The sequence below is a fragment of the Nocardioides houyundeii genome (genome assembly GCF_002865585.1).
Lineage (GTDB): Bacteria > Actinomycetota > Actinomycetes > Propionibacteriales > Nocardioidaceae > Nocardioides > Nocardioides houyundeii.
Genome location: NZ_CP025581.1, coordinates 3,455,739 through 3,471,157, shown reverse-complemented (window position 1 = coordinate 3,471,157; position 15,419 = coordinate 3,455,739). Strand labels below are relative to the sequence as shown.

Below are 15,419 nucleotides of genomic sequence, written 5' to 3'. Positions count from 1 at the left end.
TGAGACCGGGCCGAGACGGGACACAACTTTCCAGACGTGCTGCGCGTCTCACGTCGCAGGGGCCCACAGGGCCGCATCGAACGACACAAACGGAGGAAGTCTCATGAAACTCACCACCACGCTGGCCGCGCTCGTCGTGGCTGCAATGCCACTGTCCGTGGCAGCCACGCTTCCCACCGCCGGCGCGGAGGTCGCGCCCCGCGCCGCAGCCACCTACAAGGTGAAGGCCTCGGCCAGCTCCTCGACCGCCGTCGCCAAGGAGGACGTCATCACGGTCTCGGGCAAGGTCACCCCGAAGGCCGCCGGCCAGAAGATCGTTCTTCAGCAGCGTCTGGACGGCAGGACCACCTGGAAGAAGACGGACGACGCCAAGGTCAAGAAGAACGGGCGCTTCGTGCTCTCCGACGACCCGGGGACCCCGGGTCTCCGCTTCTATCGCGTGCTGAAGCCGGCCTCCGGCAAGATCAAGGCAGGAACCAGCAAGGAGTTCGAGGTCACCGTCTACCGCTGGGAGAAGCTCATCCAGCGGACTTCCGGTTCCAAGGTGAACATCGACGACAACACAGGCGCGATGGTCGGTGCTGACTACTACTCGGCGAGCCTGACCACCATGACGCCCGGCACGCCCGCGTACGTCGAGTACACCCTCGGCAGGAAGTGCAAGAGCCTCTCGGCCACCTACGCGCTCACCGACGGCTCCGAGACGGGCGCCACTGGCACGGTGTCGCTGACCGTGGACGGGGTCGTCAAGGTCAACGAGTCGCTCGCCATCGGCACCCTCAAGAAGCTGGTCACCGACGTGTCCGACGGCTTCCGGATCCGTTTCGACCAGACGTCCAGCTCCACCCCCGGCGCCATCCCGACCGCGGCGAACGTCGAGGTCCTCTGCACCAAGTGACTGTCAGCCCGAAAAAGAACGCCGGTCCGAGCCGCTGGGGCTCGGACCGGCGTTCTTGCAGGTCATGGACCTGTACCCGGCGGAGGATAGGGGATTCGAACCCCTGAGGGCTTTCACACCCAACCCGCTTTCCAAGCGAGCGCCATAGGCCACTAGGCGAATCCTCCGCCGAGGAGGCTACCTGTAGCCCGGCCGCGGTGAGAAATCGCCCTCCCTTCCAGCCGTGCGCTTCCCCGCTTTGTGACCCTGCCCGCACCTCCCCTAGACTCTGCGGCAACCCCCCGTGCGGCGGCATCTCGTCGAATCCCCCAGGGCCGGAAGGCAGCAAGGGCAGATGAGCTCTGTCGGGTGCACGGGGGCCTTTTCGTCCCACCACGCTGGTGGTGGGCTCCGGCAGTGGTCCCTGTCGGAACCGGTGGTTAGGGTTCACACGTGGACTCACCCCTCGCTCTCTATCGCCGCTACCGGCCGGAGACGTTCGCCCAGGTCATCGGCCAGGACCACGTCACCGACCCGCTGCGCAACGCGCTGGCGAACGACCGGGTCAACCACGCCTACCTCTTCTCCGGTCCCCGCGGCTGCGGCAAGACGACGTCGGCCCGGATCCTGGCCCGCACCCTGAACTGCGCGGCCGCGCCGGTGGCCGAGCCGTGCGGGGTGTGCGACAGCTGCGTGGACCTGGCCACCGGCGGCAGCGGGTCGATCGACGTGATCGAGATCGACGCGGCCTCGCACGGCGGTGTCGACGACGCCCGCGACCTGCGGGAGAAGGCCTTCTTCGCCCCGGTCCGCGACCGCTACAAGATCTACATCATCGACGAGGCCCACATGGTCTCCAACCAGGGCTTCAACGCCCTGCTCAAGCTGGTGGAGGAGCCGCCGCCGCACCTGCGGTTCATCTTCGCCACCACCGAGCCCGAGAAGGTCATCCCGACCATCCGCTCGCGCACCCACCACTACCCCTTCCGGCTGATCCCGCCGCGGATGCTCAGCGACTACGTCGTCGAGCTCTGCGGCCGCGAGGGCGTGGCGATCGAGGCTGCTGCCGTCCCGCTGGTGGTCCGGGCCGGCGCCGGCTCGGCCCGCGACACCCTCTCGGTGCTCGACCAGCTGATCGGCGGCTCCGGCCCCGAGGGCGTCACCCACCAGCTCGCGGTGGCGCTGCTCGGGTTCACCCCCGACTCGCTGCTCGACGAGGTCGTCGACGCCTTCGCGGCCTCCGACGGGGCTGCGGTCTTCGGCGTGGTTGACAAGGTGATCGAGTCCGGCCAGGACCCGCGCCGGTTCGCCGAGGACCTGCTCCGCCGGCTGCGCGACCTGGTGATCGTCGCGGCGGTGCCGGACGCCCCCGCGACCGGACTGATCGACTGCTCCCAGGACCAGGGCGAGCGTCTGGTGGCGCAGGCCGCCCGGTTCGGTGCCGCGGACCTCTCCCGGGCCGCGGACCTGGTGGCCGGTGGCCTGATGGACATGAAGGGCGCGATCTCGCCCCGGCTGCTGCTGGAGCTCATCTGCGCCCGGGTGCTGCTGCCCGGGGCCGACCACTCCACCGACGGCGTCCAGGCTCGCCTGGACCGGATGGAGAAGCGGTTCGCGATCGTCGGGCCCCCGGCGGCGGCCCCCGCCCAGGCCGCACCGGTCCAGCCGCCGGTCCAGGCCCCCGCCCAGGCAGCACCGGTCCAGCCCCCGACCCCGGCCCCCACCCAGGCCGCACCGGTCCAGCCGCCGGTCCAGGCCCCGCCCAGGCCCCCGCCCAGGCCGCACCGGTGGAGCCCCCGACCCCGGCACCCGCTCCGAGCACCTCCGCCCCGACCCCCGTCGAGGCGGCCCCGCCGGCCCCGCCCGCTCCGGTCGAGCCCGCAGGTTGGGCTACCCCGGCACCCGCGCACCCCTCCCCGGAGGCCCGGCAGCCGGACCGGCCCAGCGACGTGCCCGTGGACCCGCCAGGCGCTCCCGTCGGGGGGCTCTCGCTGGTCGACGTACGACGGCTCTGGCCGGACGTCGTCGAGGCGGTCAAGAGTCGGCGTCGGCTCGCCTGGATCCTGCTCACCCAGAACGCCCAGGTCACCGGGGTTGACGCGAAGACCCTGACGCTGGGGTTCAGCAACGCCGGCGCGCGTGAGTCCTTCGTCAGCGGCGGCAACGACGAGATCCTGCGCCAGGCGGCCATCGACGCCGTCGGTGCCGACTGGCGCGTGGAGTGCGTCGTCGACCCGGGCGCCATCCCGACCGCGTCGGCGGCCGCCTCCCACACGGTGACCGCGCCGGCGACGAGCTCGTCCCCGGAACCGGGCGCGGCGCCGTCGGCCCCGGGCGCACCGGACGGCCCGCCGGACTGGGCACAGGACCAGTCCGCCCCGCAGGACGACGAGCAGCAGCCGCCGCCCGAGGCGTCCCGCGGCACCGACCCCCAGGCCCTCGCCGCGGCCCGCGGCGCGATCCAGCAGACCCGCACCGGCGACATGCCGCCGCAGGTCGACCACGGCGCGCTCGCCGACGCCGCGGCCAGCCGCGACGACCCGGACGCGGAGTCCCAGGGCCTGGACAGCGCCGAGCTGCTGAAGCGCACGCTGGGCGCCCAGATCATCGAGGAGATCAACCACTCGTGACCGTCCCACCCAGTCCCGTCACCACCACCGTGCACCGACCAAGGAGCCCACGATGACCCAGAACCCCTTTGACGCCCTCGGTGGCGCCGGCGGCTTCGACATGAACGCCCTGCTGGAGCAGGCGCAGCAGATGCAGCAGCAGCTGGAGTCCGCCCAGGCCCAGCTCGCCGAGACCCGGGTCGAGGGCACGGTGGCCGGCGGCTCGGTCAACGTGACCGTGACCGGCACCGGCGACCTGGTCCAGGTCTCCATCAAGGCCGGCGAGTTCGACGGCAACGAGCCGGACGAGCTCGAGGACCTCGGCGACATGATCGTGGCCGCGTTCCGCGACGCCAAGGCCAAGGCCGACGCGCTGGCCGGTGAGGCCCTCGGGCCGCTGGCCGGTGGCGGCGGCCTGCCCGGACTGGGCTGACGCGACCTTGTACGAGGGCGTTGTCCAAGACCTGATCGACGAGCTCGGTCGGCTGCCGGGAGTCGGTCCCAAGGGTGCGCAGCGCATCGCGTTCCACCTGCTGCAGGCCGAGCCCGCCGAGGTACGACGACTGGCCGACGTGCTGATCGAGGTCAAGGCCAAGGTGAAGTTCTGCTCGGTCTGCTTCAACGTCTCCGAGGACGACAAGTGCCGGATCTGCCGCGACCCGCGGCGCGACCCCACGGTGCTGTGCTGCGTGGAGGAGTACAAGGACGTGGTCGCCATCGAGCGAACCCGTGAGTTCCGCGGGCGCTACCACGTGCTCGGCGGCGCCATCTCCCCGATCGACGGCATCGGCCCGGACCAGCTGCGGATCCGCGAGCTGATGATGCGGCTGGCCGACGGCACCGTCACCGAGGTGATCCTGGCCACCGACCCCAACCTCGAGGGCGAGGCGACAGCGACGTACCTCACACGGATGCTCAAGCCCTTGGGGTTGCGCGTGACCCGCCTGGCGAGTGGACTTCCGGTAGGTGGCGACCTCGAGTACGCCGACGAGGTCACCTTGGGCAGGGCGTTCGCAGGAAGGCGGTCGGCAGATGACTAACCCCAGGAGCAACGAGCTCGAGGAGTTCGCGGGGCAGATCTGCGACCAGGTCGAGTCCTTCCTGGTGGCCCTCAAGGCCGTCGCGCAGGAGGCGGACGCGGGTCGCGCCATCTCGCTGCTGCTGCTCGAGGTGAGCCAGATCTCGCTGGCCGGCGCCCGTCTGGGCGCCCAGGTCGACTTCCACCCCGGCGGGGAGTACCAGCCCGACGTCGGTCCGGAGGCCGACATCGACGAGCTGCGGCTGCGGCTGGCCGACATCCTCGGCCCGATCGACACCTACAGCTTCGTCTTCGACCCCTACGTCCCCGAGGTGGTGGAGAGCCAGCTCTCCGACGACCTGACCAGCATCGCCAGCGACCTGGAGAACGGTCTGCGCCACTACAGCTACGGCAACTACGCCGAGGCGCTGTGGTGGTGGCAGTTCTCCTACGTCTCATCCTGGGGCAACCTGGCCGGGGCCGCCCTCAACGCACTGTGGTCGGTGGTGCACCACGACCGGCTGGACACCGACTTCACCAGCGAGGAGGCCCAGGTGGCGGCGGCGAATGAGATGTTGGGCGTGGCCGTTCAGAGCCACAGTTAGACTCGATCGCTGAGCCGACGTCGACGTCGGCCCCCTGCGTTGCAGGGAGTGACAGCATTCAGCGAGCAAGTCAGGTGGTTTCAGGCGTGGGCATTGTCGTGCAGAAGTACGGCGGCTCGTCGGTCGCCGACGCGGACGGCATCAAGCGGGTCGCCCAGCGGATCGTGGCGACCAAGAAGGCAGGGCACGACGTGGTCGTGGTGGTCTCCGCGATGGGGGACGCCACCGACGACCTGCGTGACCTCGCCGAGCAGGTCACGCCGCTCCCGCCGCCGCGCGAGCTGGACATGCTGCTCACCGCCGGCGAGCGGATCTCCATGGCGCTGGTCGCCATGGCGATCGCCGCGCTGGGGCACAAGGCCCAGTCCTTCACCGGCTCGCAGGCCGGGGTCATCACCGACTCCGTGCACGGCAGGGCCAAGATCATCGACATCACTCCCGGCCGGATCGAGCAGGCCATCGCCGGTGGTGCGATCGCCATCGTGGCCGGCTTCCAGGGCGTCTCCCAGGACACCAAGGACGTGACCACCCTGGGGCGCGGCGCCTCGGACACCACTGCGGTGGCCCTGGCCGCAGCGCTGGGCGCCGAGGTCTGCGAGATCTACAGCGACGTCGACGGCGTCTTCACCGCCGACCCGCGGATCGTGCCGACCGCCCGCAAGCTCGACCGCATCTCTCACGAGGAGATGCTCGAGATGGCCGCCTCCGGCGCCAAGATCCTGCACCTGCGCTGCGTCGAGTACGCGCGCCGCTACAACATGCCCGTCCACGTCCGTTCCTCCTTCTCCCAGAAGGAGGGGACGTGGGTCCTGGATGCCCCCAGCCCCGACAGCCCCGAGGGATTCGCAATGGAACAGGCCATCATCGCCGGCGTCGCGCACGACCGCAGCGAAGCCAAGATCACCGTCGTCGGCGTGCCCGACAAGATCGGCGAAGCCGCCCGGATCTTCGAGGCGCTCGCGACCAGCGAGGTCAACCTCGACATGGTGGTGCAGAACGTCTCGGCCGCGACCACGAGCCGCACCGACATCTCCTTCACGCTGCCCCGCGAGGACGGCCAGGCTGCGATGTCGGCACTGGCCCGGCTCCAGGACGAGGTCGGCTACGACAAGCTGCTCTTCGACGACCGCATCGGCAAGGTCTCGCTGATCGGTGCCGGCATGCGCTCGCACCCCGGCATCACCGCCAAGTTCTTCGCCGCGCTGGCCTCCGCCGGGGTCAACATCGAGATGATCTCCACCTCCGAGATCCGAATCTCGGTGATCGTGGACGAGTCGCAGGTCGACACCGCCGTCCAGGCCACCCACACCGCGTTCGACCTGGACGCCGCCGAGGTCGAGGCCGTGGTCTACGGCGGGACCGGCCGATGACCCGCGTCGGGATCGTGGGCGCCACCGGTCAGGTGGGCGTCGCGATGCGGCAGATCCTCGAGGAGCGCGACTTCCCCGCGACCGAGGTGCGGTTCTTCGCCTCCGCCCGCTCCGCCGGCACCGTGCTGCCCTTCGCGGGCCGCGAGATCACCGTCGAGGACGCCGCCACCGCCGACCCGGCGGGCCTGGACATCGCGCTCTTCTCCGCCGGAGCCACAACCTCCCGCGCGCTCGCGCAGAAGTTCGTGGACGCCGGGGTGATCGTGATCGACAACTCCTCGGCCTTCCGCAAGGACCCCGCGATCCCGCTGGTCGTCTCCGAGGTCAACCCCGAGGCGATGGACGCCGTGATCGCCGCCGGGCGCGGCATCGTGGCCAACCCCAACTGCACCACCATGGCCGCGATGCCCGTCCTCAAGCCGCTGCACGACGAGGCCGGGCTGGTCCGGCTCATCGCCTCCACCTACCAGGCGGTCTCCGGGTCCGGCATCGCTGGCGTCGACGAGCTGGCCACTCAGGTCGAGGCGGCTGGCGACAAGGCCCGCGAGTTGGCTTACGACGGCGAGGCCGTGACCTTCCCCGAGCCGGTCAAGTACGCCCGCAACATCGCCTACAACGTGGTCCCGCTCGCGGGCGCCATCGTCGACGACGGGCTCAACGAGACCGACGAGGAGCAGAAGCTGCGCAACGAGTCGCGCAAGATCCTCGGCATCCCCGACCTGCGGGTCTCCGGGATCTGCGTGCGGGTGCCGGTGTTCACGGGCCACTCGCTGGCGATCAACGCCGAGTTCGCCTCCGCCCTGACCCCGGAGCGCGCCGCCGAGCTGCTGGCCGGGGCGCCGGGCGTCGAGCTCGCCGAGATCCCCAACCCGTTGGCCGCCGCCGGCAAGGACCCGTCGTACGTCGGGCGGATCCGGCAGGACCCGGGGGTCGACGGGGACCGCGGCCTGGCGCTGTTCATCAGCAACGACAACCTGCGCAAGGGCGCGGCCCTCAACACGGTGCAGCTCGCGGAGATCATCGCCGCACGCTGAGCCTCAGCGAGCGGGGACGGGCGTCGCGCCCGGCGTTCGTCCACCGCTCACCGGTTCGTCGCCTGGCCGGACTGCGCAGTTCGCCCGGAGGCGCCAGCCTGCTGGCATGACCTCAACGCGCACTCGGGTGCACCGACTGATCGGTCTCGCCCTCCTCGCCGCCACCACGTCCACCATCGCCACCGTCACCGCAGCGCCCGGGGTCGCGGCTTCCGCCTCCCCAACGGGGCCCGGGCGGCACGTCCAGACCAGGGTGGAGCCCACCCTGGAGGGGCGGGCCACACTGCCGGCGGACTTCCTGGCCCCCGGGCCGCCGTCCGGAGCACTCGCCTCCCCGGGCAACGGCCGTACCGGCCCGTTCCCCGGCCAGGTCATCCCCGGCTTCTCCGCGATGGTGGAGAACGCCGACGGCACCTTCTGGGCGCAGCCCGACAACGGCTTCGGCACCAAGGCCAACTCGGCCGACTTCCTGCTGCGCACCTACCGGATCCGCCCCCGCTGGGAGACCGCCCGCGGCGGCGCCGGTCGCATCGAGGTGGGACGCTTCATCTCCCTGCGGGACCCGCTGCACCGCATCCCGTTCCCGATCGTCCGCGAGGACACCCGGGAACGGCTGCTCACCGGCGCGGACTTCGACATCGAGTCCCTGGTCCGCGCCCGGGACGGATCCTTCTGGATCGGGGAGGAGTTCGGCCCCTACCTGCTGCACGTGAGCAGCGACGGCACCGTGCTCGAGGCGCCCGTGCCGTTCGCCGGGGGCAAGTCGCCCCAGAACCCCACCCTCGGAGACGAGCAGCCCCGGGTGCCGGCCAGTCGGGGGTTCGAGGCCATGGGCTCCTCGGCCAACGGCCGCTACCTCTACCCGGTCGTGGAGGGGGCCTACCTCGACGACCCCGACCAGCGACGGCGTTACGTCCACGAGTTCGACACCCGGCGGCGGGCCTACACCGGGAGGACCTGGCAGTACCAGGTGGACGAGGCCGCCAACGTGGTCGGTGACGCGTTCACCGTGCGCGACGGACGGATGCTGCTCATCGAGCGCGACAACCTCGACGGCCCGGCCGCGGTCACCAAGCGGCTCTACGAGATCGACCTGCGGCGCACCGATGCGGAGGGGTTCGTGGAGAAGGAGCTGGTGGTCGACCTGCTCGGCATCGCCAACCCGGACGGCATCGGGACGGACACCGACCCGGGCGCCTACGGCGTCGGCGAGCGGTTCAGCTTCCCGATGGTCTCGGTCGAGGTCGTCGTCGAGCTCAGGGACGGCCGCATCCTGGTGGGCAACGACAACAACTACCCCGGCGACGACGCCCGGGTCCCCGGCACCCCGGACGACACCGAGATGATCGTGCTGGACCTGCGCCGGACCCGTGCGCCACGTCCCCACGACACGCTCGTGATCGGGCACCGCGGCTCCAGCGGCACCCGTCCCGAGCACACGCTCGCCTCCTACGAGCAGGCGATCCTGGGGTGCGCGGACTACATCGAGCCCGACCTGGTCTCCACCGCCGACGGCGTCCTGGTCGCGCGGCACGAGAACGAGATCGGTGGCACCACCGACGTCGCAGCCAGGCCCCAGTTCGCCGCCCGGCGCACCACCCGGACCGTGGACGGGGTCGCGCTCACCGGTTGGTTCACCGAGGACTTCACCCTCGCGGAGCTCAAGACGCTGCGCGCGGTCGAGCGCATCCCCGGCGTGCGCCCCGGCAACACCGCCTACGACGGCAAGTACGCCGTGCCCACGCTCGACGAGGTGCTCGACCTGGCCCGGCACTCCCGCACCTGCGCGGGCGGACCTGTGGGGGTCTACCCCGAGACCAAGCACCCGACGTACTTCGACGGGATCGGGCTCTCCCTGGAGGAGCCGCTGCTGGCCACCCTGGCCGCCAACGGCTACGACGGCCGGGACCCGGTCTACCTGCAGAGCTTCGAGACGTCCAACCTCGCCGAGCTGGACCGGCGCAGCGACTTCCGGCTGACCCAGCTCACCGGCTGCAGCGGGGCGCCGTACGACCTGGTCGCCGCGGGCGATCCGCGCAGCTACGCTGACCTGGTCTCCGCGGACGGGCTGCGCGGCGTCGCCGAGTACGCCGACGGGCTCGGGGCCTGCAAGGACCAGCTGATCCCGCGAGGCGCCGACGGCAGCCTCCTGCAGCCCACGGCCGTGATCGGCGACGCCCATGCCGCCGGGCTGGTGGTCCACCCGTACACGTTCCGGGTGGAGAACCAGTACCTGCCGACGCAGTTCCGGCGGGGGACGGAGCCCACCGCCCCCGGCGACCTCGCCGGCGAGATCGCGGCGTTCGTCCGGGCGGGCGTTGACGGGGTCTTCACCGACAACCCGGCGATCGCCAGCGCAGGGTGAGGAAATGACTCGAGGCCCGAACCCACTTCCGTGGGTTCGGGCCTCTCGATGTCCTAAGACATCACACTGTCGGGCTGACAGTGTGCTGGTTCAGGACATAGGAAACACATCTCTCAAGACATAGGAAACACCGGACCGAGACCCTCCGGTGGTGTCGAAAGCCAGACTGATCATCACCGCGGTCGTCCTCGAGGGACGCCCACAAGCCGACGTCGCCCGCAGCTACGACGTCTCACCCAGCTGGGTCAGCAAACTCGTGGCCCGCTACCGAACCGAGAGCGATGCCGCCTTCGAACCCCGCTCCCGGCGCCCGCACACCAACCCGACCGCGATCCCCACCCAGACCGCGGACCTGATCCTCGAGCTACGCGACAAGCTCACCACAGCCGGCCACGACGCCGGACCCGACACCATCGCCTGGCACCTGACCCAGCACCACCACACAACCGTGTCCGTGGCCACGATCAGCCGCTACCTGACCCGTGCCGGCCTCGTCACCCCCGAACCCAAGAAGAAACCGAAGGCCTCCTACATCCGGTTCCAGGCCGCCATGCCCAACGAGACCTGGCAGTCCGACTTCACCCACTACCCGTTGACCGACACCACGACCTTCCCCAAGGGCATCGAGATCATCACTTGGCTCGACGACTGCACCCGCTACGCCCTCCACGTGTCCGCGCACCGGGCGATCACCACCCCGATCGTCCTCAACACGTTCCGCAAAGCCGCAGGTCAGCACGGCATACCCGGATCCACCCTGACCGACAACGGGATGGTCTACACCGTCCGCCTGGCCGGCCACGGCCGCCAAGGCGGCCGCAACGGCTTCGAGCAGCAACTACGCGACTGGCACGTGGTCCAGAAGAACTCCCGGCCCAACCATCCCACCACCTGCGGCAAGGTCGAGCGGTTCCAGCAGACCATGAAGAAGTGGCTCCGCGCCCAACCCGACCAACCCGCCACCATCGACCAGCTCCAGACCCTGCTCGACCGATTCGCCGCCGAATACAACCAGCACCGGCCGCACCGATCCCTGCCCCACCGCGCCACCCCAGCAGCGCTCTACGACACCATGCCCAAAGCCGTCCCAGGCCCCAGCCGCGACGCACAGACCCACGACCGGATCCGGCACGACCGCGTCGACAAGTCCGGCACCGTCACCCTGCGCGTGGCCGGCCAACTCAGACACATCGGCGTCGGCCGAACCCACAACCGAACCCACGTCATCCTGCTCGTCCAGGACCTCGACGTCCGCGTCATCAACGCCATCACCGGCGAACTCCTACGCGAGCTCACCATCGACACCAGCAAGGACTACCAACCCCGAAACGCGAAAGATCCGAACCCCCACTGAGGGTTCGGATCTTTCCTATCTCTTGCGAGATCACACTGTCGGGCTGACAGGATTTGAACCTGCGGCCTCCTCGTCCCGAACGAGGCGCGCTACCAAGCTGCGCCACAGCCCGACGATCGCAAGGATCGAGATCCTCACGAGCACCGCGAGCATACCCGAGCAGGTTGAGCGCCCCGAAATCGCCCCGCGTGGTGGGACCGACGGTGGCCGAGCGGGCTCAGGTGCGGGCGACCAGGGTCAGCAGGGTCGCCTCGGGACGGCACGCGACCCGGACCCGGACATAGGGGTTGGTGCCCAGCCCGGCGGAGACGTGCAGCCAGGACGATCCGGGGTCGCCGGGGGAGGAGTCCGCCGGGTGCCGGTGCAGACCCCGGGCGCGGGCGGGGTCGAGGTCGCAGTTGGTGGTCAGCGCGCGGCCGCCGGGCAGGCAGACCTGGCCGCCGTGGGTGTGCCCGGCGATGATCGCGTCGTAGCCGTCCCGGGCGAACTGGTCCAGGACCCGCAGGTACGGCGCGTGGCAGACCGCGAGCCGCAGGTCGGCGTCGGGGTCGGCGGGACCGGCCACCCGGGACAGGTCGTCGTACTCCAGGTGCGGGTCGTCGACGCCGGCGAAGCTGATCCTGGTGCCGTTGACCACCAGCGACCCGAACCCGTTGGTCAGGTCCAGCCAGCCGGCCTCGTCGAACCCGGCCTTGAGGTCGGGCCAGGGCAGCTGTGGGACGTCGGTGTGCCGACGGCCGTCATCGGGCAGGAGGTAGCGCAGCGGGTTGCGCAGGCTGGGGGAGTAGTAGTCGTTGGAGCCCAGCACGTAGGCGCCGGGGACGCCCAGCAGGCCGGAGAGGGCCTCCAGCACCACCGGCACCGAGCGCCGGTGGGCGAGGTTGTCCCCGGTGTTGATCACCAGGTCCGGCTCCAGGGCGGCCAGGCCGGCCAGCCACTCCTGCTTGGCCCGCTGGTCCGGCGTCATGTGGATGTCGGAGAGGTGGAGCACCCGCAGGGCGGGGCTGCCGGCGGGAAGCACCGGCACCGTCACCTCGCGCAGGGTGTAGGCGCGGGCCTCCCAGACGCCGTACGCGGCCAGTCCGAGGCCCGCGCCCACGCCCGCGCCGAGGCCGGCGCCGGCGAGGCGGGGGAGGATCCGGGTGGGGGTCACGCGGCAAGGCTGCCACACTGGAGCCCATGAGCAGCCTCAAGGACCGACTCCGCACCGACCTGACCACCTCGATGAAGGCCCGGGACGAGCTGCGCTCCTCGACCCTGCGGATGGTGCTCACCGCCATCACCAACGCCGAGGTGGCCGGCAAGGTGCAGCGCGAGCTCACCGACGACGACATCCTCGGCGTGCTGTCCTCGGAGGCGAAGAAGCGCCGCGAGGCCGCGGCCGCCTTCTTCGAGGCCGGCCGGACCGAGATGGCCCAGAAGGAGACCGACGAGGCGGCCGTGATCGCGACCTACCTGCCCACCCCGCTGACCGACGTCGAGATCGCCGCCCTGGTCACCGCCGCGATCGAGCAGACCGGCGCCGCGGGTGAGGGCATGAAGGCCATGGGCAAGGTCATGGGCGTGGTGACGCCGCAGGTCAAGGGCCGCGCCGACGGCGGGGCCGTGGCGGCCGAGGTGCGCCGCCAGCTGGCCTGAGCCTGGGCTCAGCCCCGTCCGCGGCCACCGCGGCCCCGGCCCCGGCCCTTCTTGCCATTGCCCTTGCGGGGTTCGGCCGGGACGTAGCCGGTGGAGAGGTAGAGCACGACCGTGTCGCCGCTGCTCAGCGAGGCGCCGGCGCCCGGCGAGCTGTAGGCGATGGCGCCCGAGGTCACCTCGGAGTTGACGTAGCTGCCCACCGACGGCGTGAAGCCGGCGTCGGTGAGCACCTGCTGCGCCTGCTCCAGCGGCATGCCGCTCACGCTGGGCACGGTGGTGAGCACGCCGGAGATCTCGGTGCCGTTGGGCCGCTGGAAGTCCTCCTCGGGCAGGGTGGGCGTGATGACGTCCATGGCGTCGCCCCACATCGGTCCCGCGACCCCGGAGCCCGAGGCGGCGCTGATGTAGGTGCCGCCGACGGTCTGCCCGCCGAGCTCGATCGGCTGCCCGAACGAGTTGGCCCCGGCGATCATCGACGCGGCCGCCAGTGTGGGGGTGTAGCCGACGAACCAGACCGCTCGACCGCTCTGCGTGGTCCCGGTCTTGCCCGCCGAGACCCGGGTGGAGGGGGCGATGTACTGGCCGAACCCTCCGGGCTCCATCACGCCGCGCAGCACGTCGTTGACGGCGTCGGCGACGGCACCGGGGATGACCTGCTGGCACTTCTCGGGGTAGCTCTTGAGCAGGTTGCCCTGCGCGTCCTCGATCGCGGTGACCGGGCGCGAGTCGCAGTGCAGGCCACGGCCGGCGAAGGTGGCGTAGGCCTCGGCCATCTCCAGCGGGCTGGTGTCGGGGACGCCGAGGGTGAAGGAGGCGACCCGCTCGGCGCCGCGGCCGTACTCGTCGCCCTCGGGGTTGTCGAGCTGGATGCCCATCTTCTTGGCCAGGTTGTAGGGCTCGCACAGGCCGGTCTCGCGGATCAGCTGGGCGTAGAAGGTGTTCACCGACTCCCGGGTCCCGGTGTACATGTTCTTGTTGCCCGACGTGGTGGAGTTGCTCACCGGCCACGGGCCGTAGTCGTAGGGCTTCCCGTCGCAGTCGATGTAGTCCTCTTTGCGCAGGGTCAGCGACGGCGGGGAGTAGATGTTCTGGGTCATCGAGACCTTGCCCTGCTTCAGCGCCGCGGCCAGCACGAACGCCTTGAACGTGGAGCCGGCCTGGAACCCCTTGGAGTCGCCGTACTTCTCGGGGACGACGTAGTTGAGGTAGGTCTGGCCCTCGTTCTTCTTGGCGCCCATCGGCCGCGACTGGGACAGCGCCTTCACGTTGCCGGTGCGGGGCTCCACCATGGCCAGCCCGCCGATCGCCTGGTCGGTCGGGTAGACGTGGGACTGGACCGACTCGTCGGCCGCCTTCTGGTAGTCCAGGTCGATGGAGGTGCGCACGGTCAGGCCGCCGGAGCGCAGCAGGCGCTTGCGCTCTGCCTTGGTCTCGCCCAGGGCGCGGTCCTCGAGCAGGTAGTTGTAGACGTAGTCGCAGAAGAACGGCGCGGGGGAGTTCACGCAGCCGTTGGCGGCGGCCTGGACGTCGAGTCCCAGCCCCTTGGCCTTCACTTCCTCGGCCTTCTCGCGGGTGATCACGTTGAGCTCGGCCATCCGGTCCAGCACCACGTTGCGCCGGGCCAGGGCCCGCTCGGGGTAGTTCGTCGGGTCGTAGCCGGTGGGGTTCTTCACCAGGCCGGCGAGCAGCGCCGACTGCTTGAGGTTGAGGCGGCTGGCGTTCTTGTTGAAGAAGTGCTTGGCCGCGGACTGGATGCCGTAGGTGCCGTCGCCGAAGTAGGCGATGTTGAGGTAGCGCTCCAGGATCCAGTCCTTGGAGTAGTTCTGCTCGAAGGCGATCGCGTACCGCAGCTCGCGCAGCTTGCGCGCGTAGGTGTCGTCGGTGGCGGCGATCTTCTCCTTCTTGGTCTTCGCCTGGTCCAGCAGGGTGAGCTTGACCATCTGCTGGGTGATCGAGGAGCCACCCTGGACCATGCCCGAGTTGGCCTGGTTGGTGACCAGGGCGCGCATGGTGCCCTTGAGGTCCAGCGCACCGTGGCGGTAGAAGCGGTAGTCCTCGATGGACACGATGGACTGCACCATCGTGCGGGAGATCTGGTCCAGGCCGACGCTGATCCGGTTCTCGTCGTACAGCGAGGCGATGAGGTTGCCCTGGCCGTCGACGATGGAGGTCTTCTCGGCCAGCGGGCGGGTCTCCAGCTCGGCCGGCAGGTCGTCCATGCCCTGGGAGACGTCCTTGACGGCGGCACCGACGACGGCGACGAACGGGAGGGCGAGGCCGGCGGTGAGGAGGCCCAGGACCATGGCGACCGCAGCCATCACGCCCAGGTGGGTCAGGACAACACGAGACCGAGAGCGCTCGTCGGCTGGCGTGGACATGCTGACCAATGTACGGGAGAGCGAGAAAGTGGCGTTACTCCTCTGGCCGCGGAGCGTTAGTCCCTCCGGGAGTGGGTCGGGTAGTCCCTACCGACTAGTCACCTATGACTAGTTGAAGTGGGCTAAAGGTGTCTGTCGGCATCCCGGATCCATACCTACATTTGGTAATGC

Annotated in this window: 11 protein-coding genes, 2 tRNA genes, 1 other RNA gene and 1 pseudogene; 11 read left to right on the top strand and 4 right to left on the bottom strand. The window is 70.3% G+C overall.

Annotated elements, in window-relative coordinates; all coding sequences use genetic code 11:
* Positions 1-103: 103 nt before the first annotated feature.
* On the top strand, positions 104-898 hold the full coding sequence (locus C0R66_RS16675; protein WP_101525641.1) for a DUF4369 domain-containing protein: 795 nt from the start codon (positions 104-106) through the stop codon (positions 896-898).
* 80 nt (positions 899-978) lie between these two features.
* On the opposite strand, the gene C0R66_RS16670 is transcribed toward C0R66_RS16675, so the two are convergent.
* Positions 979-1,065, bottom strand: a tRNA-Ser gene (locus C0R66_RS16670).
* Between the two features lie 108 nt (positions 1,066-1,173).
* Between C0R66_RS16670 and ffs the strand changes: the two genes are divergently transcribed.
* From ffs to C0R66_RS16625, 9 genes and pseudogenes are all read left to right on the top strand, one after another.
* An RNA gene (gene ffs / locus C0R66_RS16665) (signal recognition particle sRNA small type) lies at positions 1,174-1,263 on the top strand.
* Positions 1,264-1,339: 76 nt separating this feature from the next.
* Positions 1,340-2,973, top strand: a pseudogene (locus C0R66_RS16660) (DNA polymerase III subunit gamma and tau); the annotation flags it as partial.
* 586 nt (positions 2,974-3,559) lie between these two features.
* The gene (locus tag C0R66_RS16655; RefSeq protein ID WP_101525640.1) at positions 3,560-3,919 is read left to right on the top strand and encodes a YbaB/EbfC family nucleoid-associated protein; all 360 of its coding nucleotides are present in this window, start codon (positions 3,560-3,562) and stop codon (positions 3,917-3,919) included.
* Between the two features lie 7 nt (positions 3,920-3,926).
* Positions 3,927-4,526 (top strand): recombination mediator RecR, encoded by a 600-nt coding sequence (gene recR, locus C0R66_RS16650; protein ID WP_101526336.1) that lies wholly within the window; start codon positions 3,927-3,929, stop codon positions 4,524-4,526.
* The gene (locus tag C0R66_RS16645) at positions 4,519-5,109 is read left to right on the top strand and encodes a DUF5063 domain-containing protein (protein ID WP_101525639.1); all 591 of its coding nucleotides are present in this window, start codon (positions 4,519-4,521) and stop codon (positions 5,107-5,109) included. Before recR ends, C0R66_RS16645 begins: the two co-directional genes overlap by 8 nt.
* Positions 5,110-5,195: 86 nt before the next feature.
* Positions 5,196-6,479, top strand: a complete 1,284-nt coding sequence (locus C0R66_RS16640; RefSeq protein WP_101525638.1) for an aspartate kinase — start codon at positions 5,196-5,198, stop codon at positions 6,477-6,479.
* A complete protein-coding gene (locus tag C0R66_RS16635; RefSeq protein ID WP_101525637.1) occupies positions 6,476-7,513 on the top strand; it encodes an aspartate-semialdehyde dehydrogenase in 1,038 nt (345 codons plus the stop codon). The genes C0R66_RS16640 and C0R66_RS16635 overlap by 4 nt, the downstream gene beginning before the upstream one ends.
* A 106-nt stretch (positions 7,514-7,619) precedes the next feature.
* The gene (locus tag C0R66_RS16630; RefSeq protein WP_101525636.1) at positions 7,620-9,878 is read left to right on the top strand and encodes an esterase-like activity of phytase family protein; all 2,259 of its coding nucleotides are present in this window, start codon (positions 7,620-7,622) and stop codon (positions 9,876-9,878) included.
* Between the two features lie 151 nt (positions 9,879-10,029).
* Positions 10,030-11,232, top strand: a complete 1,203-nt coding sequence (locus tag C0R66_RS16625) for an integrase core domain-containing protein (RefSeq protein WP_101526335.1) — start codon at positions 10,030-10,032, stop codon at positions 11,230-11,232.
* A 38-nt stretch (positions 11,233-11,270) separates the two neighbouring features.
* Here C0R66_RS16625 and C0R66_RS16620 read toward each other — a convergent pair.
* Both C0R66_RS16620 and C0R66_RS16615 read right to left on the bottom strand, forming a co-directional pair.
* Positions 11,271-11,344, bottom strand: a tRNA-Pro gene (locus tag C0R66_RS16620).
* Between the two features lie 105 nt (positions 11,345-11,449).
* On the bottom strand, positions 11,450-12,385 hold the full coding sequence (locus C0R66_RS16615) for a metallophosphoesterase (protein WP_101525635.1): 936 nt from the start codon (positions 12,383-12,385) through the stop codon (positions 11,450-11,452).
* Positions 12,386-12,411: 26 nt separating this feature from the next.
* Here C0R66_RS16615 and C0R66_RS16610 point away from each other — a divergent pair, with 26 nt between their 5' ends.
* Positions 12,412-12,870 carry a GatB/YqeY domain-containing protein gene (locus tag C0R66_RS16610; RefSeq protein ID WP_101525634.1) on the top strand — a complete coding sequence of 153 codons (459 nt, stop codon included), beginning with the start codon at positions 12,412-12,414 and terminating at the stop codon, positions 12,868-12,870.
* Between the two features lie 8 nt (positions 12,871-12,878).
* Here the strand turns inward: C0R66_RS16610 and C0R66_RS16605 are convergent, their stop codons facing one another.
* Positions 12,879-15,248, bottom strand: coding sequence for a transglycosylase domain-containing protein (locus C0R66_RS16605; RefSeq protein ID WP_101526334.1), 2,370 nt, complete (start codon positions 15,246-15,248; stop codon positions 12,879-12,881).
* Positions 15,249-15,419: the final 171 nt, after the last annotated feature.